This is a genomic window from Nostoc sp., assembly GCF_036917315.1.
GTDB lineage: Bacteria > Cyanobacteriota > Cyanobacteriia > Cyanobacteriales > Nostocaceae > Nostoc.
Genome location: NZ_JBALDR010000013.1, coordinates 535,895 through 560,003 on the forward strand (window position 1 = coordinate 535,895; position 24,109 = coordinate 560,003).

Here is a 24,109-nt window from a genome sequence, read left to right on the forward strand (position 1 = left end):
TCCTTTCTCAGCAAAAAAAGAACCACAAATAAACACTGATAAATTATCTGTGTGCATCTGTGGTTTAATTTATAAAACATTAATTTTGCAAGATATCTATTGTGCATTACAACTTTCTCTATCGCATCGGAAAAAATTAGTAATTGCAACATTAATTAACATTAAATCACCTAACTTTATGAATATTTTTAGGCGATCGTTAATTAGTATCTCTCATGGACAAAATTTTCGCTGGTTCAGGTTTGAGCAAACCGTTCAACAGTGATGCCGGAGGTTGACTGTAAGGCCAAGCAAAAGCATGACGGAAAGCCGCATCCTGACAAGCTTGTAGTTGTGCAAAACTAATAATGTTGTAAGTCAAGAGATTCTCATACTCAAATGGTAGACGCACATTGTGCAATCCAGCATTATCAGTACAGATAGCGATATCAACCCCAGCATCAAGACAACGGTCAAAAACTAATTTGAGTTGACGTATATCCTGCAAAGTTCCAGTTTTTAAGTAAGTTGTCGGACAAACCTCCAAACATTGTCCGCGTCTAGCCACATCATTAAGTAGCTCTGGATATAGTAGGGGAATTTGAATGCCGTGACCAATCCGCATCAGATATGGTAACAATTCTGGGTAACAACCAGCGGTGGTTTCATATAGATGTCCCGTGGTGTTAACGCCCAGCGATCGCGCATAATCATATAAGCTAATCCATTCTTCTAAGCGATCGGCGTAATAACTATCACCTCCTGCTACATCCACTGCACAGACATACTGTTTATTTTGCGCCGCCAAATCTACAATCGCTTTGTTCACCTCATAAGGTAGGCGTGTGTGCATACAGAGAATTTGGCTAGTAACAATCGGATATTCTGGCTGATGGCTGGCAAGTCCTACGACTCGCACAATTTCTGCCATCTTGTCAATTCTTTCCGATTGACTCAAATGTTCAGGTGTCCGCAAATAAGGAGTGTAACGCAGTTCCAGATAAGCCAAATTTTCAAATATGTAAGCACCCCGCACCAAGCGATAGATAAAGTAAGGCAAAGTCTCCACAGTTTGCACGCTTTCTACCAAGGTGTGTAATTCTAGATACTCATCTAGAGTATTACGCGGGCGGGTATAAAAATCTTCAAAATCTGAATAGTCAGCAAAGCGGGAAATTAACTCCGAAGAATGTCGCTCGAAATATCGCCATAAAACTCGTGGTACGACCGAGCCGCCTAGATGTCTATGTAATTCAGCGTATAAAGCCATAGTGGTATTTTTAGATAAAAATTTCAATGATTGTAACAAAAACATTGAGATAAAAATCTTCCATCAAAAAAATTTAGCTCCAACTTCTTTAAAGGAGAGGTTTCCCGACATTTGAATTTCAACAAATACTCTGCTGCGCGAACGATTTGGTGGCTTGGAATTAGATAGGGTTGAGAGCAACAGATCAATTTCTGCCTCCTACCTTCTGCCCCAATACTACTCGGTTAAGCATTTTTAACTCGGAATTGGGTTTGGGGAAAAGGTTAAAGGGTAAAGGTTAAAGGTTTTTTCTTTGCCCTTCCCCCTTCCCTTTTTCCCCAAAACCCGACAAGTATTGCCTTCTACCCTAGTATTTGCAGCATGAATAAACTTGACATTACCAAGATTAAATTGATAGCATTGATATCCTTAATTTTTTGTGCTATACTAAAAGAACATTGCTATTGTTAAGCGACTGAGATATAGCAATATATTTTTCCTTTAACAAAGCAAATTCCTGGCAAGGTTGGTATTAATTGAAAATTCAAGCGTTGGAAGTCAAGGCTGGCGATCGGATTATTGCTTACTGCAACAATAAAATGCAAACCTGCAAGGTAAAACGCATTTTAGATCCAGGTCAAGCTAATATCACACTATCAGTATTCACTTCTGAGAATTATCGCGGTTGCTCAGTTTCATCTATAGTCCGCTTTCAAAGCAACGCCTTAGTTGATTTGGTAAGTTAAAAACCAAGTAAATATTCAAACTCAAAAATATTTCTAGCTATTGTCCAGCCTCAAACTGGACAAAATTTTTGTCAAAGGTGCGATGCTTGCGGTTTTTGATAGCCTACGCACATACAAATTCGTTAATTGTGGCTAGATGATTTTTCTGAAAATGCAAAGCGCTATTTAGTGATTGGTAAACTGTTCCAGATATCATTTGCACATCTAAATTTAATTAAAACATTGTGGGGTGGACAGCGTTCGGCTGACCTCTACTGAGTGTTATTAAAGTAGCGCTGATGCTAAAGTGTTGCCCACCCTAATTACGCAAGTTAAAGGTGGAACAGCTGATTACTAAACTTAACCCTTCACTTAATGGCTTTTTTCATTTCTTTTTCACATCACGAGCCATGTTGAGGTAGTAGTCGTCAAGTTTGGCATTAGAACGACGGCGGTTAGTGGTAGGAATTTTAGCAATGTTATCCCGATTCGTTTCAATTGGCTGTTTAGCTGAAGTTTGTTTTACGTCTTGCACCCGATCGGATTCCAAGAAATAACCAGACTCCGAAAATCCGAAAAGCTTACCAAAAAACCCAAATAAATTTCCGAAAAAATTAGAAATACTTTGGAATAAAACACCAAACAAGCCTTCAATACGAAGGAACAAGTTCCGAATAATTTGAGTTAGACGAAGCATAATAGCACCTTCAATGATTGCCTATTACCATTGTGACGCAATTCGGATTCGGGAATTGCTGATATGGCAAAAATCTACCAGTAGGTAGGTATAACTCCCACAATCCCTATTTTTCTTGAACCAGTAAAACCGACTTCACAGGACGCTTGATAGAATTTCCCTCCAAATCAACCTTTCCGTAAAAGGTTTTCCCATTGTAATAAAGCGAAGACGAACTTCCCCCATCCAGATTCATCGCTTGCTCGGCTCCAAGAGTTTTCATCAAGTCAGCTAATGCTGGCAAAGATATACCAGAGTTCGCCGAAGCCGAGGGTTTTTGAGCCACCATAACTAAAATAACGCTGCCATCACGGGAAATACCTACAGCAGTTCTGGCATTGGGTTGATTGCTGCCAAGGGCATCTCGTTTATTACCATTATCTACAAAGCCCTCTTTTTCTAAGGTGAGTTCTGGTAATAGGCGCGGGCCAGCACCTATAGCATCAACTAACTGACAACCTGCTGGTGGTGACTGACTGTGTAGGGCAATGGAATAGCGGCTAGTTTGCCCGCATAAGTAGCGACGGAATTCTGTGCGATTGAATATTTGACCCAAATAAGACTTTAAGTTGGGATTGTTCACCAGCCGCTCGTTTTCCTTGGGATCGGCTATTAACTTTCCTTGTCGGACAACATAAGATGTCGTTTTTTGGTTGGCTGGGTCAAAAAAGCCTGCATTCAAAATAGCCACGGCTTGATGCTTTTGGGCAAATTCCTCTACGGTGGCTACCTTCTGTGATAGTGCAGGAGTCACCAAAAATTTGCTATTAACTGGAATCAACACGATGTGAGCGATGCTTTGGGGCAAAGTGCGATCGAAGTAGCGGATAGTTTTTGGTGGTGAAGCCGCAATAGTGGGTATTGAAGGTGTTGAAAAACGCAAATTAAACCACAACACCATTGTCAAACTAATTAATATCAAAGCCAGTAGTTTGATTTTTCTCACTTTTAAACTCACTTGCAGTTAGCTCAAAAAAGTTGAATTTAGTTGATTTAATTAAAATACTTTAAGCTGAAAAATAAGCAATTAATTTTAATTATTCCCAGTTTGCCCATTTTTTAGGGATTTAGGACAAATAGATAGTCAAAAGTATACCGAAGGGCATATTTCCAAAAGGACTCAATTAGATATATGTTCGCAATTATGGCTACTGAACCGATAATTACAAACGAAGAAGCCGATGATATACCTATACTTCTAACTCAAATAGAGCGTATGGGCATACAATCGCTAATCGATCAACTCTTTGCGACACACAGAAATTGGCAAAAGAATTTTCAAAAAGTTAAGAGACAATATCTTGCTAGACCTTCTCAACCAGTGTTTACTCGAACTATGCCGCATTTATGCAACGCTTAAAATCGCTTTTTACGCCAATTTAACTTTAAAATAACTAAATTATCTAGATTCAACAGAATATGAATAGAGTTATTTTCAAAAAACATCAAAAAATAAAATATGTGTGCTATTGAATTGCACATTAGCAAACCAGTATCTTGCAATTGTCCACAGAGATATCTGCTTGATAGTTGCTTCTCGGCTCAATTGAAATTGTTAACTGCTTATGCGTCCTCGTCAAAAAATTATCGAGATGTTCTCAACCTTCGTTGAGTTGGAAGGAGACAGATTCAGCAAATGGTTGATTGATATCAAACTACATCGAAATATTCAAAATTGCTTGGAGTCTTCACCATTCGTTCCTAACTCAGAAAATTTTTGGGCATTACATTGGCACAAGTGCTGGCGAGAAGAATCTAATAGCCTTGCTAGAATGCATTTATCTGCTTATTTACAGGAACCAAATTATTGGGCTGCTAAAAAAACTATTGCCAAATTTACAAATAGTCAACATAGCCTAGCAGATTATTTTCAGATGGCGAATGCTGAAATTGAAACAATTCTCAAAAACTTTAATCAAGAAAAATGCTCTAGCTTAAAAGCCTATGCTACTATGGCAGTTCCCAGTCGGCTAAAAGATATTTTACGCCAACGCAAAGAAGCTGATATTTGCACAAATTGGGCATTGTTACGCAAAGTAAGCAAAAAGCAATTCTTAGAAGCTCTTGCTCAAGCTGGATTATCACCGATTCTAATTGCCCAATATCGACTCGCCTGGACTTGTTTCAAAGAACTGTATGTTCAAAACCAACCAGGTGGCACAAAGTCACTACCAGAACCAGAACCCCAACTTTGGGAAGCTATTGTCAACCTCTACAACCGCGATCGCCACAATCACTTAAATCAACCTACTCCAGAATCCACGAGAGAGAAAATTGAACAGTGGCTAACCCAGGCAGCTATCTACGTGCGTGGTTATCTGTATCCACCTGTTAGTTCTCTAAATGTAGTGATACCAAAAGATGACTCCACAACAACTTTTGATTTACCAGATCCATCCTCTGAATCATTAATCACGGAGATGATAGCCCAAGAGGATGCCCAAAACCAACAAAATCAACAATCTCAAATTGAAGCTGTTTTGTTAAAAACTTTACAAACTTTTGAGGTAAAAACCCAGGAAATACTTCAACTTTACTACCAACAGGGGTTAACTCAGCCACAGATTGTAGAACGCCTACAAATGAGTCAGCCTACCGTTTCTCGTCGGCTGATCAAATGTAGAGAATCAATGCTGAAAGCATTGATTCAATGGAGTCAAGACACGCTTAATATTTCTGTGACTTCCAACCTAGTTAATGATATGAGCAGTGCTTTGGAAGAATGGTTGAAAGTTAAGTATGGGGAATATCGCTGAAATTATGAATGATGAGGTAGTAAGAATGACTTCGGCTTTTACTGAACCGCAAGAACTACTGTTAGAAATATCACCATCATTACAGACAAGTTCTTGGCAAGAAAGCCAAATGTACGCCACACCTAGCAGTCGCTTGTACGCCACACCTAGCAGTCGCTGGCGTGCTTACATAAATCAAATTTGCCTTCATGGGTTTTTGAATTGGGTAAAAGCTGAATATGTTCCAGAAGCAAGTATCTGGAATAGTTCCCCTGGTATTCCTGCTTTTTGGGAATTTGTCAATGGCACAGCAATTTTGTTAAACCAAAAGCGAGTCGTTTTAATTCCCAGCGAGGCAATTGATGATAGTGAGTTAGAAGTTCCTCAAGAATGGGTAGACATTCCTAGTTGGGCAGCAGATTATTATTTAGCAGTGCAAGTTGCAGCAGATGGGCAGTGGGTAAGAATTTGGAGCTACATAACCCATCAAGAACTTAAATCACTGGCAGACTATGACCAAGTAGATAGGACTTATTGTATAGATGCACGGCACTTAATTAAAGACCTTAATGCTTTTTGGATCACCTACCAATTTTGTGGAACAGAGGAGATGAAAGGTGCGATCGCTCCACTACCAGAATTATCGAGTGTTGAAGCAGAAAATCTGGTGCAACGGTTAGGTAATTTATCTGTAACATTTCCGAGGCTTGCAGTGCCATTTACAACCTGGGGAGTGCTACTAGAAAATGAGCAGTGGCGGCAGCGTTTGTACCAAGAAAGGCTGCGATATCTACAACAGGCTGCACCTACGCAATTTTCACAAGTACAAGTGAGTCTCAGTCGTTGGCTGGAGCAGATTTACGATGCTTCTTGGCAAGCTATAGAGACTTTTTTTGAGCCAAACTCCACTAGCCTAGCTTTTAATTTTCGCACTTCTTCCGGGTTAAATGCTACCGCTATCAAACGCGCCAAGCTGATTGACTTGGGAATAGAAATAGAAACTCAAAAAGTTATTTTATTAATTGCCTTAATACCAGAAACTAACCAACAAGTTAGTATTCGCGTGCAACTACATCCAGCCTCTAATCAACCTTACCTACCTGCTAATATCAAGCTAGTTTTACTTTCAGATCGAGGGGAAATACTTCAACAAGTACAAGCAAGAGTTCAAGATATTTATGTGCAGTTGAAACTCTTTGATGGGGAAGTGGGAGAATGTTTCAGCATTCAGATCGATCTGAATAATTATCAAATAACAGAGAATTTCATAATTTAGTTATTAGGAGCCAGCAGTGTCAAATCGGTGTTGATTGGGTCAAATTTGTCTTATGTATTCCTTATAATACACTTATTTTTGGTGTTTTTGCATAAGTAGAATGCTCCCTGTTGATTAGTCATTAGTTAATCGCGAATGGCAAAGTTCATTTTACTTATGAGTAAGCTAGTTGTCTTCAGCTTCTTGGGAGGAGATTTAAATCAAGGATTTCCTGTTGTCACGGCTCAACTTTGGTGTCATGACGAATTTGTACCCGTGAAATTAACAGGGAGTCTACCGCCAGCACCAGAACTAAGCGAACTCTACCGCAGATGGCAGCTACTCTACGCAGCAATTCATCAACGCCTGGGTAGGAATCACCGGATAAAAGTACATTCGCAAGACATAACCAATATTTCTGTTAATGACTTCGATGAAGTGTGTCAACAGCTACAAGCAAATATCAATGCTTGGTTAAAATTTGAATCATTTCAGAATATTGAGCGGCAGTTGCGAACTCTACTTAGTCGTGATGATGAAATTAGAGTCATTATTGAAACAAATATAGTTCTACTGCATCGCCTGCCTTGGCATCTATGGCATTTTTTTGAAGATTATCCGAAAGCGGAATTAGCTTTAAGCAATCATGAGTATGAATCTCCTCAGCTATTACAAAAATCTCCTACAGGTAAAGTCAAAATTTTGGCAATTCTAGGTAATAGAGTTGGTATTGATATTGATAAAGATGCCTCTGCTTTACAAAGTTTAACAGATGGAAAAACCACTTTTCTTATAGAACCAACACGGCAAACACTTGACGAGCATCTATGGAATCATGATTGGGATATTCTATTTTTTGCCGGACATAGCACTAGTCTTACTGACGGAGAAATTGGGGAGATTTGCATCAATCAAACCGAAAGTTTAACAATTTCGCAGTTGAAAAATGGACTTAAGGCAGCAATTAGACGCGGTTTAAAACTGGCAATTTTTAATTCTTGTGACGGAATTGGTTTAGGACGAAATTTAGCGGATTTAAACATTCCCCAAATGATTGTAATGCGGGAAGGAGTGCCAGATTTAATCGCACAGGAATTTTTAAAAAACTTTCTTACCGCCTTTGCAGATAACAAACCATTTTACTTGGCTGTGCGAGAAGCACGAGAAAGACTTCAAGGACTAGAAAATGAATTTCCTTGTGCCAGTTGGTTGCCAGTCATCTGCCAAAACCCTACAACTGTTCCTACTACGTGGCAAGAACTGTGCGGTAATTTTGCTGATACTAAATTTGTAGGTGAAGTTTCGACAAAAGGTAAAATTGCGACACCAAAATTAAAACTTTGGACTGTACTACTTAGTACTTTGATTGTGGCTATTTCAACAGTAGGTTTGAGATACTTGGGAATCTTTGAGAAAATTGAACTACAAAGTTTCGATCAAATGCTACGGTTGCGACCTCAAGAAGAGCCAGATCCAAGGTTAATAATTATAGAAATTACTGAAAAAAATATTCAATCACGACAAGAGATGACCAAAGGGCTGAAATCCATTTCGGATAGTACGTTAGCTAAATTGCTTAACAAAATACAAAAGTCTCAACCGCGAGTTATTGGACTGGATATTTATAGAGACTTGGCTGACCCCCCAAACAAATCAAATCCAATACAACTTCCGACTGAACTTAATAAAGATAATGTTGTTGTTGTCTGCAAAAGCCGCGATAGAAAATATGACGCACAAGGTGTTAAACCTCCGAAAGATGTACCTGTAGAACGCCAGGGTTTTACTGATGCAATTCAAGACCCAGATGGTATTGTCCGCCGCCAAATTTTGATGATGGCACAAGAGCCTTCTTCAACTTGTACAACACCTTATTCGCTCTCGTTGCAATTAGTTGCTCGTTACTTATCTTATGAAAATATTAAACCTAAATTTAATGAAGATTATGTACAGTTTGGCTCTAAAGTATTTAAACGCTTAAAATTTAGCCGCAGTGGTGCCTATCAACAAGGAGTTGATTTAGGCGGAAATCAAATACTTGTCAATTACCGTAATACAGATTATCAGAGAGTTTCTCTTGATGAGGTATTGAGTGATAAATTCGATCGTAAATCAATGAAAGATAAGGTAGTGATCGTTGGAGTGACAGCTAATACAGTCAGCGATACTTGGTCAACTCTCTACAGTACTGCACAGCAAGATTACCAAGAAATACCAGGGATATTTATACAAGCACAAATGGTTAGCCAAGTTTTGAGTGCAGTTTTAGACCAACGTCCAATTCTTTGGGTTTTGCCTTACTGGGGCGATATTCTTTGGATATGTGGCTGGTCTGTAGTTGGGAGTCTGATTATTTGGCGGGTGCGATCGCTCTCACATCAGAGATGCGCCATCTTTGTGACAGTTGTTATATTATATGGAGTTTGTGCGATCGCTCTTTTAAAACAAGGGTTATGGTTGCCATTTATTCCTTCTGCCTTTGCCGTGGTTGCAAGCGGTGTTGTAATTATATTTATTCCAAGTCGTCGGCAACTTTCCACTACTTTACAATCATTAGTTGAGTAAGGGACTTCCAAGGAATAAATTACTCAAAAAAATTGAAAGCATATATTTAACCAAAAATGATAATCATTATGAGGGGGTAAGTGCTCAAAGCTTGGGGATTCGACCCCACCTGAACGAAAACCACTTAATAGAAGTTTAATAGAAGTGGGGGACTCAGACCCCTGTTCCGCGGGGGCTTCACAGCAGGAGTCAGGAGTCATTTCCCCTGCCTCTTCGTTGAAAATATCTTGATTGCAGGTTTGAGCGATTAATAAGCTGCTCCACATTTAAATTGCATATACTGGGCAGGCAGGATGCCCACCCCACAAGAGTTATACTTAACTCGATTATGCAAGTTAGATGTTTTTAGCTTATTGCAGGTCACTACAACTATGTATGACCGCCGACTATTTTGATTTTAACTATATGCGTATCGTTTTCGACCAAAAATGTAACCCGGTTACTTTGACTTAAGCGAATTTGATATTGATTTCCTTGCAGTTTCTTGTAATTTGAATCCCCAATTTCAAGCGCTGCGTCTCTCGCGGATAGCCCCCTGTTCTTAATTGCATTCTGAAATCTGTCAAATTTATCCTGTTCTGCCTTGTTAAGATCATTAAATATTGCCCCCTTCTTGTCTAAATCCCAACCACATCCACAAACTGACCCTCGATGGAGTATTGTCTTCCACTGACCATGCCAGTGGTAATTATGATTCCTACAAACTGCGGGACATGTGTGTCCTGCGTCATTGTTACTTAAAATTCGGCCTGCCGGAAAATCGATCGCAAAGGTTTTGCCAGAAACCCCGACAAGAACAAAATAGCAAACAAGAAGTGAACAAAAAGGCAGTAGGAGTCTCTTCCTAAATTTTTTAGAAGTTTGGACTTTTAACGAAAAGTAACTTACAACCCCTTTTAGAACTTTTAGAAAATTTAACATCTAAGTTTCCCTTCCTTAACTTGATTTGACAGTAGATTTGGAGACATAATTAAATTAGCGATCGCATACCAACGCAAACTGCAAAACGAATCTCAATAAGCCAAGACTTACGCAAGTGTCACATAGGCAAAAACATGTATTTGAACTTGTATGGCTTATTAGATAACCATCAAACAAAAAAGCTGCTGATGTGCCAGTTGAGAAAAAATGTGCCAGTTGCGTAAGTCCTATAAGCAAAACTTTATCTGGACAATAGTATTCTGGTAGAACCTTCTTAGGAAGTGAACGGCTCCTCCTCAATTGCCCGACAGGAATCGGCTTGACAAGTACGCAGTTTACTCAATCGGTTAGCAAGCTGTTTGAGTAGAGTTGGATCGGCTGTAGAAGCCAGGTTGTTCAACTGATATGGGTCTTTTTTGATGTTGTACAGTTCCTTCGCTCCAGTTTTATACTCGACATAGGTATAATCTTGTGTCCGGATCGCTTGGTAAGTAGGGATTTTCGGTACCTGGCCTCCTTTTTTGAGCGATTGAAGCTCTGACAGATCCTCAAGCTCTAACTGATCCTCAAGCTCTGACTGATCCTGAAGAAGCTTTGTTTGATTCTCAAGTGCAGCACGTCGCTTATGATTTTGTTTGTGTTCTATCAAAAATGCAGAGCGCCACTTAGGGAGATTTGGCGTCGTACCCTTTAACAAGGGTAAGAACGAGCGTCCGTCAACAAAAGCGGGTGGTTTAACTCCAGCCATATCAGTAAAGGTTGGGAAAAAGTCGATATTACCCACTTGCTCTTGCAGTTCCTTGCCAGCTGGAATTCCCGGTCCACGCACTACCAGATTCAAGCGAATATCTTCCTCGTAGGCACTTTCTTTGCCTGTACTTGCCCGGTGAATACCCTGTTTGTAACCGTTATCGGAGGTGAAAATGATGTAAGTATTGTCAAGTTGCCCATTCGCCTTGAGTGTATCAACCAACTTGTCAATTGCCTCGTCAACCGACTGTAGCGATCGCAAGCGCTTTCGATAATTTTCATCAACATCGTCAATTTCTTTTTGATTGAGTTGATGCAACTCTTTCATAAATTGAGGCTTAGTACTAACATCAGCTTCGTTAAAATTGTCTGGGCGGGGCGCTTTAGCATCTGGGAAGAGTTTCTCATGGCGTGGTGCTGGCGTATATGGTCCGTGAATGTTGAAAGGAGCTAGATAAACGAAAAATGGTTTGCCGTCTTTGGCAGAACGTTGGATGAAATCAATGGCAAAGTCCCTATAAACATCTGTACCGTAGTCTTTGGGCTTGTTTCCGTACTTGACTAGCTTGCCATTCTTGTTCAGTGTATAGTTTTTCTGATTGTAAGGATTGCCATATTTTTTTTGGTCGTTTCTGTTCTTGCCTTTTTCCATCGGGCTATACCACTCTGTCCAACCAGGCGGGATGTAGGTATCATTAGGGGCTGTGTCGGGGTAGCCGTTAAGGTACTTGCCAATCAACGCTGTCTGATAACCATTTGCCTGTAACGAGGTGGCGATCGTCTGTTTTTCTAAGCCCTGGCTATAAGCTTTCTGGAAACCTCCATCAGGTGATGAATTGGTCAAAACCCCTGTATTGTGTGCATATTGACCGCGCAGAATATTCGTGCGCGATGGGCAGCATAGAGACACGTTGACAAAAAAGTTAGGAAAAGTTATGCCCTGGTCGAGCAAAAGCGACTTAATATTTGGTGCATACTTCTTTGGATTTCTGTTAATTGTGTCAGCGTCCATGTCATCCACTAGGACGAAAAGGATATTGGGTTTACTTGTCTCGGTGAAAGCTTTTTGTGGTGCTAATAAGAGCACATTGACTACCAAAACACCGATCATTATTAAAGCAAAGAACTTTGTTCTCAAATTGAATATTTTCATCAAATGACCTCTTGATTTACAATGTCATAGTTTCATTTTTTGGCTTTGGGCATCTCTCCCCTTCGAGGCATGATCACAAATCGGTGATTAATCTTGCCTTGCGGAGCACAAATTGCAGTACAGTTTCTTCGCGGGTAATAATATCAACCCTGCCATCCATACCCAATTGAATTTGACATTTCTTTGTACTGCGACCTAAAGCAAGTTTCTCTGGTTCAATTGTGACTTCGTAAAAAGCACCTACAGCAGTTGCTTTTGGGATAGAGTTCGTATCAGCATCAGCATCGTTTTTTTGCGACCTAACAGCATCCGGGGAAATCGCTTTGACAACGCCATTGAGAGTACCATAATCAGGATAAGGACAAGCACTAACTCGCATTTGCACCTTTTGACCGACTTTTATCTTACCTTTTTCCTCAGAACCGACAGCTGCTTTGATAACTAAAGGTGCATGACTAGGAACAATTTGGACAACTTCCTCCCCAGCCCGCAGAGTTTGACCGGGGTTTCTCAAATTGAGCTTGGAAATAATCCCGTCTGCTGTAGCGGTAATAGTAGTTTGCTTGAGGTCAATTTCAGCTTGCTTGAGTTCGCTAGTATCGCGCTCTAATTGTTTTTCCGTTTCAATTTTCTGTTTGAGAAGAACTTGAAGTTCTCTTTCTAAGGAGGCTTTATTCACTTCCCCAGAAGCTTTTTCTTGAGCAATACGTTCAGTCGCCATTGCTACCTCTGCATTGCTGGGATTGAGAGCTGCTTGAGCGCGATCGCGTTTAGCAATAGCCCCTAAAACTGCTTGTTTTAACCGCTCATTTGTTTTTTCTTGGGCTTTATAAGTTGCTTTTTGCGCCTGTACAGCTTGTTGTTGCTGTTTGACAGCCAGCTGTACTTCTTCTAATTGATCGCGGGATAATGCCCCTTGTTTAGTGGCACTTTCATATCGATTCTGCTTTGATGTCGCTGCTCCTAAAGCCGCCTCAGTTGCGTGGAGATTAGCTAGTGCTGATTGTAACTGTGCTTGCCCTGCATATAATTCTTCTTGAGCCATTTTGATATTGGCTGATGCTTCTTGAAGTTCAGTGATACTGGCAATTTTTTTATCTTGATGATCGCGATCGCGTCCCTGCAATTCCGCTTTAGCAGAAGCGATAGTCCGATTGGTGCGATCGCTTTCAGCTCGAATTTGACTATCTATTGCATTTATTTGCGGAACAGTTTGAATTAGTTGTAACCTAGCTTGTTGAATATTGGTTTGCAGCTGGTTTTTTTTGGTTTGCAGTCGAGAGTCATCAATAGTGGCAATTTTATCTCCTTTTTGCAGTGTTTGATTTTCTTTGACGTAAATCTGCATTACCTGTCCTTCTGTCGCCGCCTGGACAATTGGCAATTCACCAGCAGGACGCACAACCGCTTGTCCAATCACCGTAACTTTATATTTAGCAACCGCAGCCACAGGAACAGCTAACGACAAGGCAAACACGATAAATAATCCGCCAAATGTAGTCCAACGACTAATTGGTGGGAGAAACTCATTGTCTTGAACTAAGGGTAAAAAATTTGTTTGAGACTTACTAACCATAATTTATAAATATCTCTAAAATGTCTAATAACCATTAACTAATTCCGAAGAACCAAAGAAGATTTCAACCCATTACTATTATTAGAAGAATAAATTTCATCAAGAAAGCTTAAATGTTCTCCAGGGATATGACGTAATTCTTCTGGAGTCCCTTGAATTTTTAAGCGCCCATCTTCAAGCAATACAATCCAATCAGCCCGTTTGATAACTTGAGGACGATGGCTAATCATAATTGTAGTTTTACCTTGACGCTGATTAAGTAATCTATCCAAAACTTGGGTTTCACTTACTGGGTCAAGAGCGCCTGTAGATTCATCTAGAATTAATACAGGTGGGTCAATCACAATTGCTCTAGCTATAGCTAATCTCTGCCTTTGCCCGCCAGAAATATTTGCACCAAATTCGCCTAAAACAGTTTGATATTTATCGGGTAATTTGCTAATAAATTCATCTGCACCAGCAATTTGGCAAGCAAGGACTATCTCTTCAAAACTAATGTTGGGATAACTGAAGCGAAAATTTTCCACAATCGAACGACTCCAAAAATGAGGTTCTTGAGGAACTAATACGACTTGCTGCCGCAAACATTCTAAAGATAAATCTTGCTGGTTGTATATGCCATAACGAATGTTACCAGATTTGACTTGATATAAACCAGTAATTAATTTGCCAAGAGAGCTTTTACCACAGCCAGATTGACCGATTAAGGCTATTACTTTACCACCAGGAATAGTTAAAGAAAAGTTTTCTAACAGGTCAGTTCTACCAGTATGGTGAAAGTTAACTTGAGAACAACTAATATCTGCATTGCCAGGAATTTCTGCCCAAGGTTTTTTAAAGTCATTTTCATCTTCTGGGGTAGAATCTATCACTTCTGTCAAGCGTTGAACGACAATTTGAGCAGTGATAAATTCATCAATTAGCCCGACTGCTGACTCTAAAAAGCCAAGAAAGCTGCCACTCATACCACTGTACGCCAGCAGTTGACCGATGGATAATGTCTGATTAATCACCAAGCTAGAACCTAACCAGAGTATGCTAATACTCGTCAATTTGGAAAGAATACTAGTGACTGTGCCGCTATAAAGCTCCAACTTCATCGTAGTCCAGTCTAAGTTAGCAAGGCGACCAAAATTTGTCTGATATTCTTGCCAAGCTTGCTCTGTAGCTTGGGTGGTTTTCAGGACTTGAACACCGCGAAAGGTTTCGACTAAAAAGCCTTGATTTTCCGTACCTTTAACGATCAGGCTGCGGGTTTTTTGGCGCAAGGCGGGAAGAAAAAGCAGGTTTACAAGAGTGACAATAACAAAGGCGGCGAGGGAAGCTAGAGTCAGTTGCCAACTATAGAAGAGCATGAAACCCAAGGAAACCAGAGCCACAAAAAATTGACTGGGTAAACCAAGGACAATTTCGGAAACCAGATTATTGATGGTATGAACATCTGCAATCCGGCTAACGACTTCCCCACTGCGACGGGCTTCAAAATATGATAGGGGTAAGCGCAACAGTTTTCGGCCGTATTCTAGAATTAGTCCGTATTGCAACCGTTGAGCAAAATGACCAATCAGGTGAGATTGTACCAAACCAATGGCACTTTGAATTAGGTTCATGGCAATGACGCCAATTGCCACCGTTGTGAGAAGTTGGGTGTCTCCCCGCACTAGCACATCATCAGTGAGGAGTTGCATCATTAAAGGGGAAGCCAGGGACAACAGCCCGATCGCGAAGTTGATGGCGATCGCCTGAACCAAAAGATTGCGATATGGCAAGACGCGGGCAATAAAGCGCCCAAAGCCGCCAATTTTATCTTCCCCTTGCTCATAGAAGCGGCTATCATCTGGCATCAGCAGCAGCATCACACCATCACTCCAACCCGCGATTAGCTCCTGGGAGGTGAGGTACAAGATGCCGAAGGCAGGGTCAGAGACGACATATTTTTTCCCCTTTTTCCCGTACAATACTACCCAGTGGTAGCCTTTCCAGTGAATGATGGCAGGCAAAGGAACTTCATTTAATTTCTCAAGCAGTTCTGGGGTAGCTTGAACTTGACGGGCATTGAATCCCAGAGTTTCTGCTCCCCGCCTTAAACCTAATAGTGTAGTTCCTCGCGTTCCCGTGCCCACTGCTTCTCGCACGCGATTGAGGGCAAAGGTGCGTCCATAGTATTTGGCGATCGTGGCTAGGCTTGCTGCACCACAATCTTCTTCACTGTGTTGCAATATACTGTAGTATTTCATTGTTTAAAAAATCAGTAACAGCCGCAGTTAACAAGGGGTAGACGAGTCCGTTTCCTACCTAATAACTGTTAACACCGTTTACGTTTATTTGTGCTATTTTGATATGAATGAAAAAGTAGGAGCGAAAACGACCTCGCCCCTACGAACTGCAAGAGAAGAATGTTACTCAGCTAAAAGCTTATGTGAGAGCATTCTTTTCTCTTTGAGGTTTTGAAGGATTCGAGTACACGGTATGAAATAGACCAGAGCTGATTATCCAGGTTTAACAGACTCAGTTTCTCACAGGTCTGGCAGACTCGATGTCGTAGGACAAACGAGCCCCTAAACTACCTGATGAATTTGATTCCAGACGCCTTGATTGACCTCTGAAATTCTTACCACTGTAGACAATCCAATCTCCACTACCAACCACCTTGTACACAGATGATTTATTGTTATAGGGGCCTAAGCTGCGTTGTGCATTTCTGAGCGTCGTCCCCCTCCCATCCCTCTCCCCTAAGAATAATTGACTACCACCACTAATAGTGGCAGCGGTTTTATGGGAAAGGTCTTGCACAGCTTCGATGCTGTAGAGGTCTTTGATTTGCTTGTTGTTCATATCTACTCTGTGGTTTCTGTGGTTATTGATGTTAGACATTGTTTTTCCCCTAAGTTTTAGATTGGGGTTTGAACTGAAGGTAAGCTTGTTTTCTTCCTTCTGATTGTTAATTGGTAGCAGTGAGATAAGTTTAATCACGGCTGGGAATCAGAGGTTTTTTAGCTCTTCTGATAACTGATAACTGTTAACACCGGTTACGTTTATTTGTGCTATCTTGATATGAATGAAAAAGTAGGAGCAAAAACGGCCTCACCCCTACAAACTGGAAGAGAAGAATGTTACTCAGCTAAAAGCTTATGTGAGAGCATTCTTTTCTCTTTGAGGTTTTGAAGGATTCGAGTACACGGTATGAAATAGACCAGAGTTAATTATGCAGGTTTGACAGACGCGATGTCGTTGTTAAGTAGGACTAGGCACGGGCATGGCAGACGCGATGTTGTTGTCAAAAGGATCAGTTAAGTTACCTTTTGTACCTGCTTTCAGACGCCTTATTCTACCTGTGAAATTCACACCAGTGTAGACAATCCAATCTGTTTTACCCGTCACCTCGTACCAAGATGCTCTATTGTTAAATCTGCTGCCTAAACTCCTAAAACTGCCTCTAAGATTATTTAGCCGCGCTCCTTTACCATCCTTCTTGTCGGAAAAGTCTAAGGCACCACCACTAATAGTGGCAGCGGCTTCATGGGAAAGGTCTTGCACATCAATGCTGTAGAGGTCTTTGATTTGCTTGTTGTTCATATTTACTCCGTGCTTATTGATGTTAGACATTGTTTTTCCCCTGAGTTTTAGGCTGGGATTTGAACTGAAGGTAAGCTTGTTTTCTTCCTTCTGATTCTTAATTGGTAGCAGTAAGATAAGTTTATTCACTGTTGGGAATCAGAAGTTTTTTAGCTTTGCCTTCTGATAACTGATAACTGATAACTGTTAACACCGTTTACGTTTATTTATACTATTTTGATATGAATGAAAAAGTAGGAGCGAAAACGACCTCGCTCCTACGAACTGGAAGAGAAGAATGTTACTCAGCTAAAAGCCTATGTGAGAGCATTTTTTTCTCTTTTAGGTTTTGAAGGATTGGAGTACACGGTATGAAATAGACCAGAGCTAATTATCCAGGTTTGACAGATGCGATGTTGTTGTTAAAAGAACCGGTGAAGTTACCTTTTGTACCTGCTCTCAGACGTTTGAAAGTACCTGTGAAATTCTCACCAGTGTAGACAAGCCAATCTTTATTACCCGTCACCTCGTACCAAGATGCTTTATTGTTAAAGCCGCCTAAACTGCGTTGTGTGTTTGCGATATTATTTACCCGCCTTCCTTCACCACCCCTCTTGTCGGAAAGGTCTAAGACACCACCACTAATAGTGGCAGCGGCTTCATGGGAAAGGTCTTGTACAGCTTCGATGCTGTAGAGGTTTTTGATTTGCTTGTTATTCATATCTACTCCGTAGTTGTTGATGTTAGACATTGTTTCTCTCCGAAATTTCAAATTTGAGCTTGAACTGAAGGCAATCGCTAGTTTGGCTTTACCTTCTGATTCTTAATTGGTAGCAGTGACAGGATTTTATTCACTGTTGGGAATCAGAAGTTTTTTAGCTTTGCCTTCTGATTCTTAATTGGTAGCAGTGACAGAATTTTATTCACTGTTGGGAATCAGAAGTTTTTTAGCTTTGCCTTCTGATTCTTAATTGGTAGCAGTGACAGAATTTTATTCACGGCTAGGAATCAGAAGTTTTTTAGCTTTACCTTCTGATTGTTAATTGGTAGCAGTGAGATAAGTTTATTCACTAGGGCAAACGCACGTAATTTGTGAAACCCTTGTTGGATAAGGATATTGATGAAAAAATCGCTTCAATTATCAAATGCTCAAACCCCTGCTCTGGTTTATTCACTTGATTCAGCAGTGTCAATTTGCTAATATCCTCTGTTATGCATAAGTTCATTATCCTGACACTTACAGGACTAGCCCTTTCAAGGTGACTCGTTAAATATCTTGTTTTCCTTTAGCGCTCTCTGTGCTTCTGTAGTTTATAAGTATTTTATTTCACTATATAGACATAGAAAACACCGAGTAAAGAGCTTAAAAAGTAATTTCTTGACTAAAGTTTTTAGCTACCTTGAAAGAGCTAGTCCTAACACTTTCTACTCAAGATTGAGGCTGAAAACCTAAATTTCCTTTTCTATAAGAGAGTGCAATGTCTTTTAAAACTGCGCCAAACTGGTTACAAGGTCTACTAGGAGTTGCCATTGTCAGTGCAGTTACCTTATATGCAAATATCTCAGTTGCCCAAATCACCCCAGACGGCACTCTGCCAAATAATTCCAATGTCAGATTAGAAGGTAATACCAGCATTATTGAGGGTGGAACCATAAGAGGGGGTAATCTGTTCCACAGCTTTGGGGAGTTCTCTGTTCTTAATGGCAGTACTGCTTTGTTCAATAATTCACTGGATATTCAGAACATCCTGACACGAGTAACAGGTAAGTCAATTTCTAATATAGATGGCTTAATTCGTGCTAACGGTAAAGCAAACTTATTCCTGCTCAATCCTAATGGGATTATTTTTGGTAAAAATGCCAGTTTGAATATCGGTGGTTCCTTTGTCGCCACAACAGCCAATGCCATCGGGTTTGGTAATTTGGGATTTTTCAGCGCCTCAAATCCAGAAGCACCCTCACCCTTGTTAACAGTAAATCCAAATACCTTATTATTTAATCAAATTGCAGCAGCACCGATTCAAAATAGTTCAACTGTGCCAGCAGGAAAAGACCCAGCGAATTTGGACGCTTTTGGTTTACGAGTTCCAGATGGGCAAAGTTTGCTGCTAGTAGGCGGCAATGTCAACATGGATGGTGGTCAATTAAATGCTTATGGTGGTCAAGTCGAGTTGGGAGGATTGGCATCAAGCGGAACTGTAGCGCTTGGGATAGATGGTAACAACTTTCGCTTGGGCTTTCCTGCTGAAAGTCCGCGAGCGGATGTTTTTTTAGCTAATAAATCTAGTGTACATGTAGAAGCTGCTGGTGGTGGGAGTATTGCAGTTAACGCCCGGAATTTAGAAATTTCGGGCAAAAGCGTACTACATGCTGGTATAGGGCAAGGTTTGGGGTCAGTTAATTCTGTTGCGGGAGACATTACGCTCGATGCCACAGGGAAAATAAAAGTTGTAGGGGAAGGGAGCAATGTCTTCAATAGGGTGCGACCGCAAGCAGTGGGCAATGGCGGGAATTTAACTGTTAATACCCCAGAATTGCTAATCCGAGATGGGGCACAGGTTAGCACTGGTACATTCGGTGCAGGTAAGTCCGGGAATTTAAAGGTAAATGCTGAGACTGTAGAAGTTATTGGTAGCAATACTGTTGATGGTTCTTCCAGTCAGGTGGCTACTGGAACTGATCCAAGCACAACAGGAAATGGAGGAGATTTGACAATTACTACAAAAACCTTGCTAGTACGAGATGGAGCGCAAGTTGGCACTAGCACGTTTGGTGCAGGTAAGTCCGGGAATTTGAGGGTAAATGCTGAGACTGTAGAACTTATTGGTATCAATGCTGTTGATGGTTCTCCCGGCGGCTTGTTTACTAATTCTGATAGAGGTGCAACTGGAAACGGGGGTAACATAACGATTAACTCCAATGAGTTGCTGGTGCAAGATGGAGCATTAATCTTTACTGGTGCAAGGGCTGGTAGAAAAAGTCCAAGTAATGGAGGAGACATAACAATTACTACCCAAAAATTGCTCCTTCAAAAGGGTGGAGTAGGTGCTGCCACTAGAGGTGCTGGTAGAGGAGGAAATGTGAGTGTTAAAGCTGACATAGTACAACTAAATGGCTTTCCTGCTGCTATCTATAGTGATACAGATTCAACAGGGGATGCAGGAAATTTGACGATTAACACTAAAATTTTAACAGCACGGGATGGGGCACAAGTGAGTACTGGCACAGCAGGTGCAGGCAAGGGGGGAAATTTGACGGTAAATGCTGATACTGTGCAAGTGATTGGTACTTCTGCCGAAGGTTCTACAAGACGTTTTCGCAGTGGCTTGTTTAGCAGTACTTTACAAAACTCAACCGGAGCGGCGGGAGATTTGAAGATTAATGCTCAACAGTTGTTGGTTACAGATAAAGCGGGAGTATTTGTGCAAAGTCTAGGAACAGGAATTGCAGGCAACTTATTTGTTAATGCTCGCTCTATCCGTTTGGATAACAATGGCATCATCAACGCTAACACGCGCAGCATCAACACCGATCCCAATCAACCACAGGCTACTATCACCCTAGAAGTGAAAGACTTATTATTACTAGGTCGTGGCAGCAATATCACGACTAACGCTACAGGAGAAAATGTCATCGGTGGCGATATTAACATCAAGACCAATATTATTGCTGCCTTTGAAAACAGCAATATCACTGCCAACTCTGATGACTTTCGTGGCGGTAATATCAGAATCAATACTAAAGGTATCTTTGGAATTCAATTTCGGGATATAGCTTCCCCAAACACAAATGATATCACCGCCAAAGGAGCAACTCGCCAGTTGAGCGGTAATGTGCAAATCACTACACCTGATATTGACCCCACTCGCGGTTTAGGCGAACTCCCAATTAATCTAGTTGATGCTTCTAGGCAAATTTCTAATGCCTGCACGCCTGGAACTCGGCAATTCCAGAATACTTTTGTGGCAACAGGACGTGGCGGACTACCCATGAGTCCCACTGAACCATTACAAGATTCAAGTACTGTGTCTGCGTGGGTGAGATTAAGACCAAAATCAGAAAACTTGGCGAACACAACGCCTGTGCCAAAATCAACAGCAGTTTCAACTACTCCCATTGCTGCTACAATTCCAATTGTGGAAGCTTCTGGCTGGGTAAGCGATCGCAAGGGAAACATAGAATTAGTAGCACAAGTTCCTCAACTCAACCCCCACAGCCCTTGGCAAACACCTGCTTCCTGTCCTGTATCTCAGGGAGGTGTGAAACATGGCAAAATTTCAGCTGCCAAAGCGAGTAATTAGATTTGCGGTAACTCCCATACTCCTATTTACCCTTGCTGTTTTCTTGACTATTATCCCTAGTACATTTGCTAAACAAATCCAGACAAATTCACCAAACGGGTTTCACATCCAAACCAATAAGCCCCCAGCCACAACACCACAGCCACTTCTTGAACAAGGAGAAGCACTTTATCAAACTGGACGCTTTACAGAAGCCGTAATTATTTTACAACAAGCTGTCCGTAGCTCTAAACGAGAAAGCAATAACCTCGCACAAGCCGCAGCGCTAACAAACCTCTCTCTTGTATACCAGCAACTCGGCTCATGGAAAGAAGCTTATGCAACTATTGACAGTAGCTTAAATTTACTTGGCTGGGATGAGATAAATCAAAAGTTAAATGTCAACAATCCAAAATCTGAATTGTTAGAAATTCTTGCACAAACTCTAAATATTCAGGGCGAGTTGCAACTATCACAGGGACAAACTGATGCATCTGTGAAAACATCACAAGAAGCAGAGCAAATTTGGAAGAAATTAGGTGACAATGCTGGAGTAACGCGCAGCCAGATTAACCAAGCACAAGCCCTACGAGTTGCTGGTTTTTACCGCCGTAGCTTAGATATATTGAATGAAGTATCCCAACAATTAATTTCCCAACCTGACTCACTTGTAAAAGTAACAGCTTTGCGATCGCTTGGCAATGTCTTACAACAATTAGGCGAACTAGAGTCATCCCAGAAAAACTTACAACAAAGCTTAGAAATCGCTCAACGTCTGCAACTGCCTCTAGAAATCAGTTTGACGGAATTTAGCCTTGGTAATACTGCTAGGTCGTTAAGTAATATTAAAGGTGCGATCGCTCATTATGAAAATGCTGCCAAAATTGCACCAAACCCTCTGGCCAAGGTTCAAGCTCTGATTAATCAGCTGAGTTTGCTGGTCGAAAACGAACGCATCACGGAAGCAAAGTTATTAATACCCACAATCCAAGCTCAAATCCCCAATCTGCCTACCAATCAAGCTAGTATTTATGCACGGATCAATTTTGCTCAGACTTTGGCCACAATTGGTAATAAAAAAGATATTGCAGAGATTCTGGCAACTAGCGTTCAACAAGCCAAAATCATCGGCGATGAACGGGCCCAATCCTATGCACTGGGCAGCTTGGGAGAACTTTACGAGCATAACCAACAATTGCAAGAAGCACAGAATTTGACGCAGCAAGCGTTGTTTCTAGCACAAAGAATTGATGCCTCAGACATAGCTTATCGCCTTGAGTGGCAGTTAGGACGCTTACTCAAAGCACAGGGAAATATCCCAGCCGCCATATCTGCTTATGATACTGCTGTAACAACTCTTCAGTCTCTTCGCAGCGATTTAGTTGGAATTAATCGAGAGGTACAGTTCAATTTTCGCGATCGCATAGAACCTCTTTATCGGCAGTCTGTAGAGTTGATTTTACAAGAGAAAGGACAAGGAAAACCAGATTTAGATAAGGCACGACAGCGAATGGAAGCCTTGCAACTTGCAGAACTCGACAATTTTTTTCGAGAAGCTTGCTTGAGCAACCAATTTGTGGTGTTAGACAAAGTAGTAGATCGCGACAACCCGAATACTGCTATTTTCTACCCGATTATTCTAGATAATTATTTAGAAATTATTATCAAGCTTCCCAATCAAACATTGATGCATAAAACTTCTAAAGTCAACCGTCAGCAAGTAGAGCAGGTTATTACAAAAATACGAGAAACAATAGTCGAACCCGATGCTAATCAGAAATTTAAAGCAGTTTCTCAACAACTTTATAACTGGTTAATTAAACCAGTTGAAACAGACCTTAAAAATAGTAAAGTTAATACTCTAGTCTTTATTTCAGATGGGTTGCTGCGAAATATACCGATGTCTGCATTATATGATGGCAGAGAGTATTTAGTCCAAAAATACTCTGTAGTTATTAGCCCCGGACTGCAACTATTTACTCCCAAACCTCTAGGACAGAAAAAATTAAATGCCCTTGCTGGAGGACTATCGCAACCACCCAAAAATGAAAAGTTTGCACCACTTCCTAACGTGAAGGTTGAACTGAAATTAATTCAGGAATCAGGCGTATCGACAACTACATTATTAGATAAAAATTTTACCAGTACGACTTTAGCAAAAACTATCAACGCTCAACCTTTTAAAGTTGTTCACTTGGCAACTCACGGGCAATTTAGCTCTAAAGCAAAAGACACTTTTATCTTAGCAAATGATGGACGCATCAATGTGAGTGAATTAGATAGTTTGCTGAAAAGTAGAGAGCAAAACCTAACAGAACCAGTTGAATTACTTGTTTTGAGTGCTTGCGAAACAGCAGCAGGAGATAACAGAGCTGCATTGGGATTAGCAGGAGTTGCTTTGCGTGCTGGTGCGCGGAGTACTTTAGCCTCCCTATGGCAAATTGGCGATAACTCAACAGCTTTATTTATTGAGGAATTTTACCACCAGTTAGTGACTGGTAAAACTACAGCAGAAGCTTTACGCTTTGCTCAATTAAAATTACTTGAAGCTCCTGAATATAACCGTCCGATGTACTGGGCACCATACGTTATAGTTGGTAATTGGTTGTAGAAATTTAGCCTTATAAATA

The 24,109-nt window shown here is 40.8% G+C and carries 17 protein-coding genes; 7 read left to right on the forward strand and 10 right to left on the reverse strand.

Annotation, left to right across the window (positions count from 1 at the left end; all coding sequences use genetic code 11):
* Positions 1 to 199: 199 nt before the first annotated feature.
* Positions 200 to 1,249, reverse strand: a complete 1,050-nt coding sequence (locus V7K84_RS08710) for an adenosine deaminase (protein ID WP_334837391.1) — start codon at positions 1,247 to 1,249, stop codon at positions 200 to 202.
* A 515-nt stretch (positions 1,250 to 1,764) separates the two neighbouring features.
* Between V7K84_RS08710 and V7K84_RS08715 the strand changes: the two genes are divergently transcribed.
* On the forward strand, positions 1,765 to 1,974 hold the full coding sequence (locus V7K84_RS08715) for a hypothetical protein (RefSeq protein ID WP_094352741.1): 210 nt from the start codon (positions 1,765 to 1,767) through the stop codon (positions 1,972 to 1,974).
* Between the two features lie 364 nt (positions 1,975 to 2,338).
* Here the strand turns inward: V7K84_RS08715 and V7K84_RS08720 are convergent, their stop codons facing one another.
* Positions 2,339 to 2,650 (reverse strand): threonine dehydratase, encoded by a 312-nt coding sequence (locus V7K84_RS08720; protein WP_334837392.1) that lies wholly within the window; start codon positions 2,648 to 2,650, stop codon positions 2,339 to 2,341.
* A 106-nt stretch (positions 2,651 to 2,756) separates the two neighbouring features.
* On the reverse strand, positions 2,757 to 3,635 hold the full coding sequence (locus V7K84_RS08725; RefSeq protein WP_334837393.1) for a phosphodiester glycosidase family protein: 879 nt from the start codon (positions 3,633 to 3,635) through the stop codon (positions 2,757 to 2,759).
* Positions 3,636 to 3,821: 186 nt separating this feature from the next.
* Between V7K84_RS08725 and V7K84_RS08730 the strand changes: the two genes are divergently transcribed.
* From V7K84_RS08730 to V7K84_RS08745, 4 genes are all read left to right on the forward strand, one after another.
* Positions 3,822 to 4,049 carry a hypothetical protein gene (locus tag V7K84_RS08730; protein ID WP_334837394.1) on the forward strand — a complete coding sequence of 76 codons (228 nt, stop codon included), beginning with the start codon at positions 3,822 to 3,824 and terminating at the stop codon, positions 4,047 to 4,049.
* Positions 4,050 to 4,254: 205 nt separating this feature from the next.
* Positions 4,255 to 5,445: a sigma-70 family RNA polymerase sigma factor gene (locus tag V7K84_RS08735; RefSeq protein ID WP_334837395.1), complete on the forward strand. Its 1,191-nt coding sequence runs from the start codon at positions 4,255 to 4,257 to the stop codon at positions 5,443 to 5,445.
* The gene (locus V7K84_RS08740) at positions 5,429 to 6,700 is read left to right on the forward strand and encodes a DUF1822 family protein (protein ID WP_334837396.1); all 1,272 of its coding nucleotides are present in this window, start codon (positions 5,429 to 5,431) and stop codon (positions 6,698 to 6,700) included. The genes V7K84_RS08735 and V7K84_RS08740 overlap by 17 nt, the downstream gene beginning before the upstream one ends.
* A gap of 156 nt (positions 6,701 to 6,856) precedes the next feature.
* Positions 6,857 to 9,244, forward strand: coding sequence for a CHASE2 domain-containing protein (locus V7K84_RS08745; protein WP_334837397.1), 2,388 nt, complete (start codon positions 6,857 to 6,859; stop codon positions 9,242 to 9,244).
* A 369-nt stretch (positions 9,245 to 9,613) separates the two neighbouring features.
* Here the strand turns inward: V7K84_RS08745 and V7K84_RS08750 are convergent, their stop codons facing one another.
* The 7 genes from V7K84_RS08750 to V7K84_RS08780 all read right to left on the reverse strand — a co-directional run bounded on the left by V7K84_RS08750 (position 9,614) and on the right by V7K84_RS08780 (position 17,950).
* A complete protein-coding gene (locus V7K84_RS08750) occupies positions 9,614 to 10,165 on the reverse strand; it encodes a mannan-binding lectin (RefSeq protein ID WP_334837398.1) in 552 nt (183 codons plus the stop codon).
* Between the two features lie 274 nt (positions 10,166 to 10,439).
* Positions 10,440 to 12,068, reverse strand: a complete 1,629-nt coding sequence (locus V7K84_RS08755; RefSeq protein WP_334837399.1) for a sulfatase family protein — start codon at positions 12,066 to 12,068, stop codon at positions 10,440 to 10,442.
* Positions 12,069 to 12,141: 73 nt separating this feature from the next.
* Entirely contained in the window at positions 12,142 to 13,644 is a 1,503-nt protein-coding gene (locus V7K84_RS08760; RefSeq protein WP_334837400.1) for an HlyD family efflux transporter periplasmic adaptor subunit, read from the reverse strand.
* A 38-nt stretch (positions 13,645 to 13,682) separates the two neighbouring features.
* A complete protein-coding gene (locus V7K84_RS08765; RefSeq protein WP_334837401.1) occupies positions 13,683 to 15,881 on the reverse strand; it encodes a peptidase domain-containing ABC transporter in 2,199 nt (732 codons plus the stop codon).
* A 271-nt stretch (positions 15,882 to 16,152) separates the two neighbouring features.
* Positions 16,153 to 16,518 (reverse strand): hypothetical protein, encoded by a 366-nt coding sequence (locus tag V7K84_RS08770; protein WP_334837402.1) that lies wholly within the window; start codon positions 16,516 to 16,518, stop codon positions 16,153 to 16,155.
* A gap of 360 nt (positions 16,519 to 16,878) precedes the next feature.
* On the reverse strand, positions 16,879 to 17,250 hold the full coding sequence (locus V7K84_RS08775; RefSeq protein ID WP_334837403.1) for a hypothetical protein: 372 nt from the start codon (positions 17,248 to 17,250) through the stop codon (positions 16,879 to 16,881).
* Between the two features lie 340 nt (positions 17,251 to 17,590).
* Positions 17,591 to 17,950, reverse strand: coding sequence for a hypothetical protein (locus V7K84_RS08780; protein ID WP_334837404.1), 360 nt, complete (start codon positions 17,948 to 17,950; stop codon positions 17,591 to 17,593).
* 727 nt (positions 17,951 to 18,677) lie between these two features.
* Between V7K84_RS08780 and V7K84_RS08785 the strand changes: the two genes are divergently transcribed.
* Together V7K84_RS08785 and V7K84_RS08790 are read left to right on the forward strand one after the other, a co-directional pair.
* A complete protein-coding gene (locus V7K84_RS08785; RefSeq protein WP_334837405.1) occupies positions 18,678 to 21,500 on the forward strand; it encodes an S-layer family protein in 2,823 nt (940 codons plus the stop codon).
* Entirely contained in the window at positions 21,466 to 24,090 is a 2,625-nt protein-coding gene (locus tag V7K84_RS08790; RefSeq protein ID WP_334837406.1) for a CHAT domain-containing protein, read from the forward strand. The genes V7K84_RS08785 and V7K84_RS08790 overlap by 35 nt, the downstream gene beginning before the upstream one ends.
* Positions 24,091 to 24,109 lie beyond the last annotated feature (19 nt).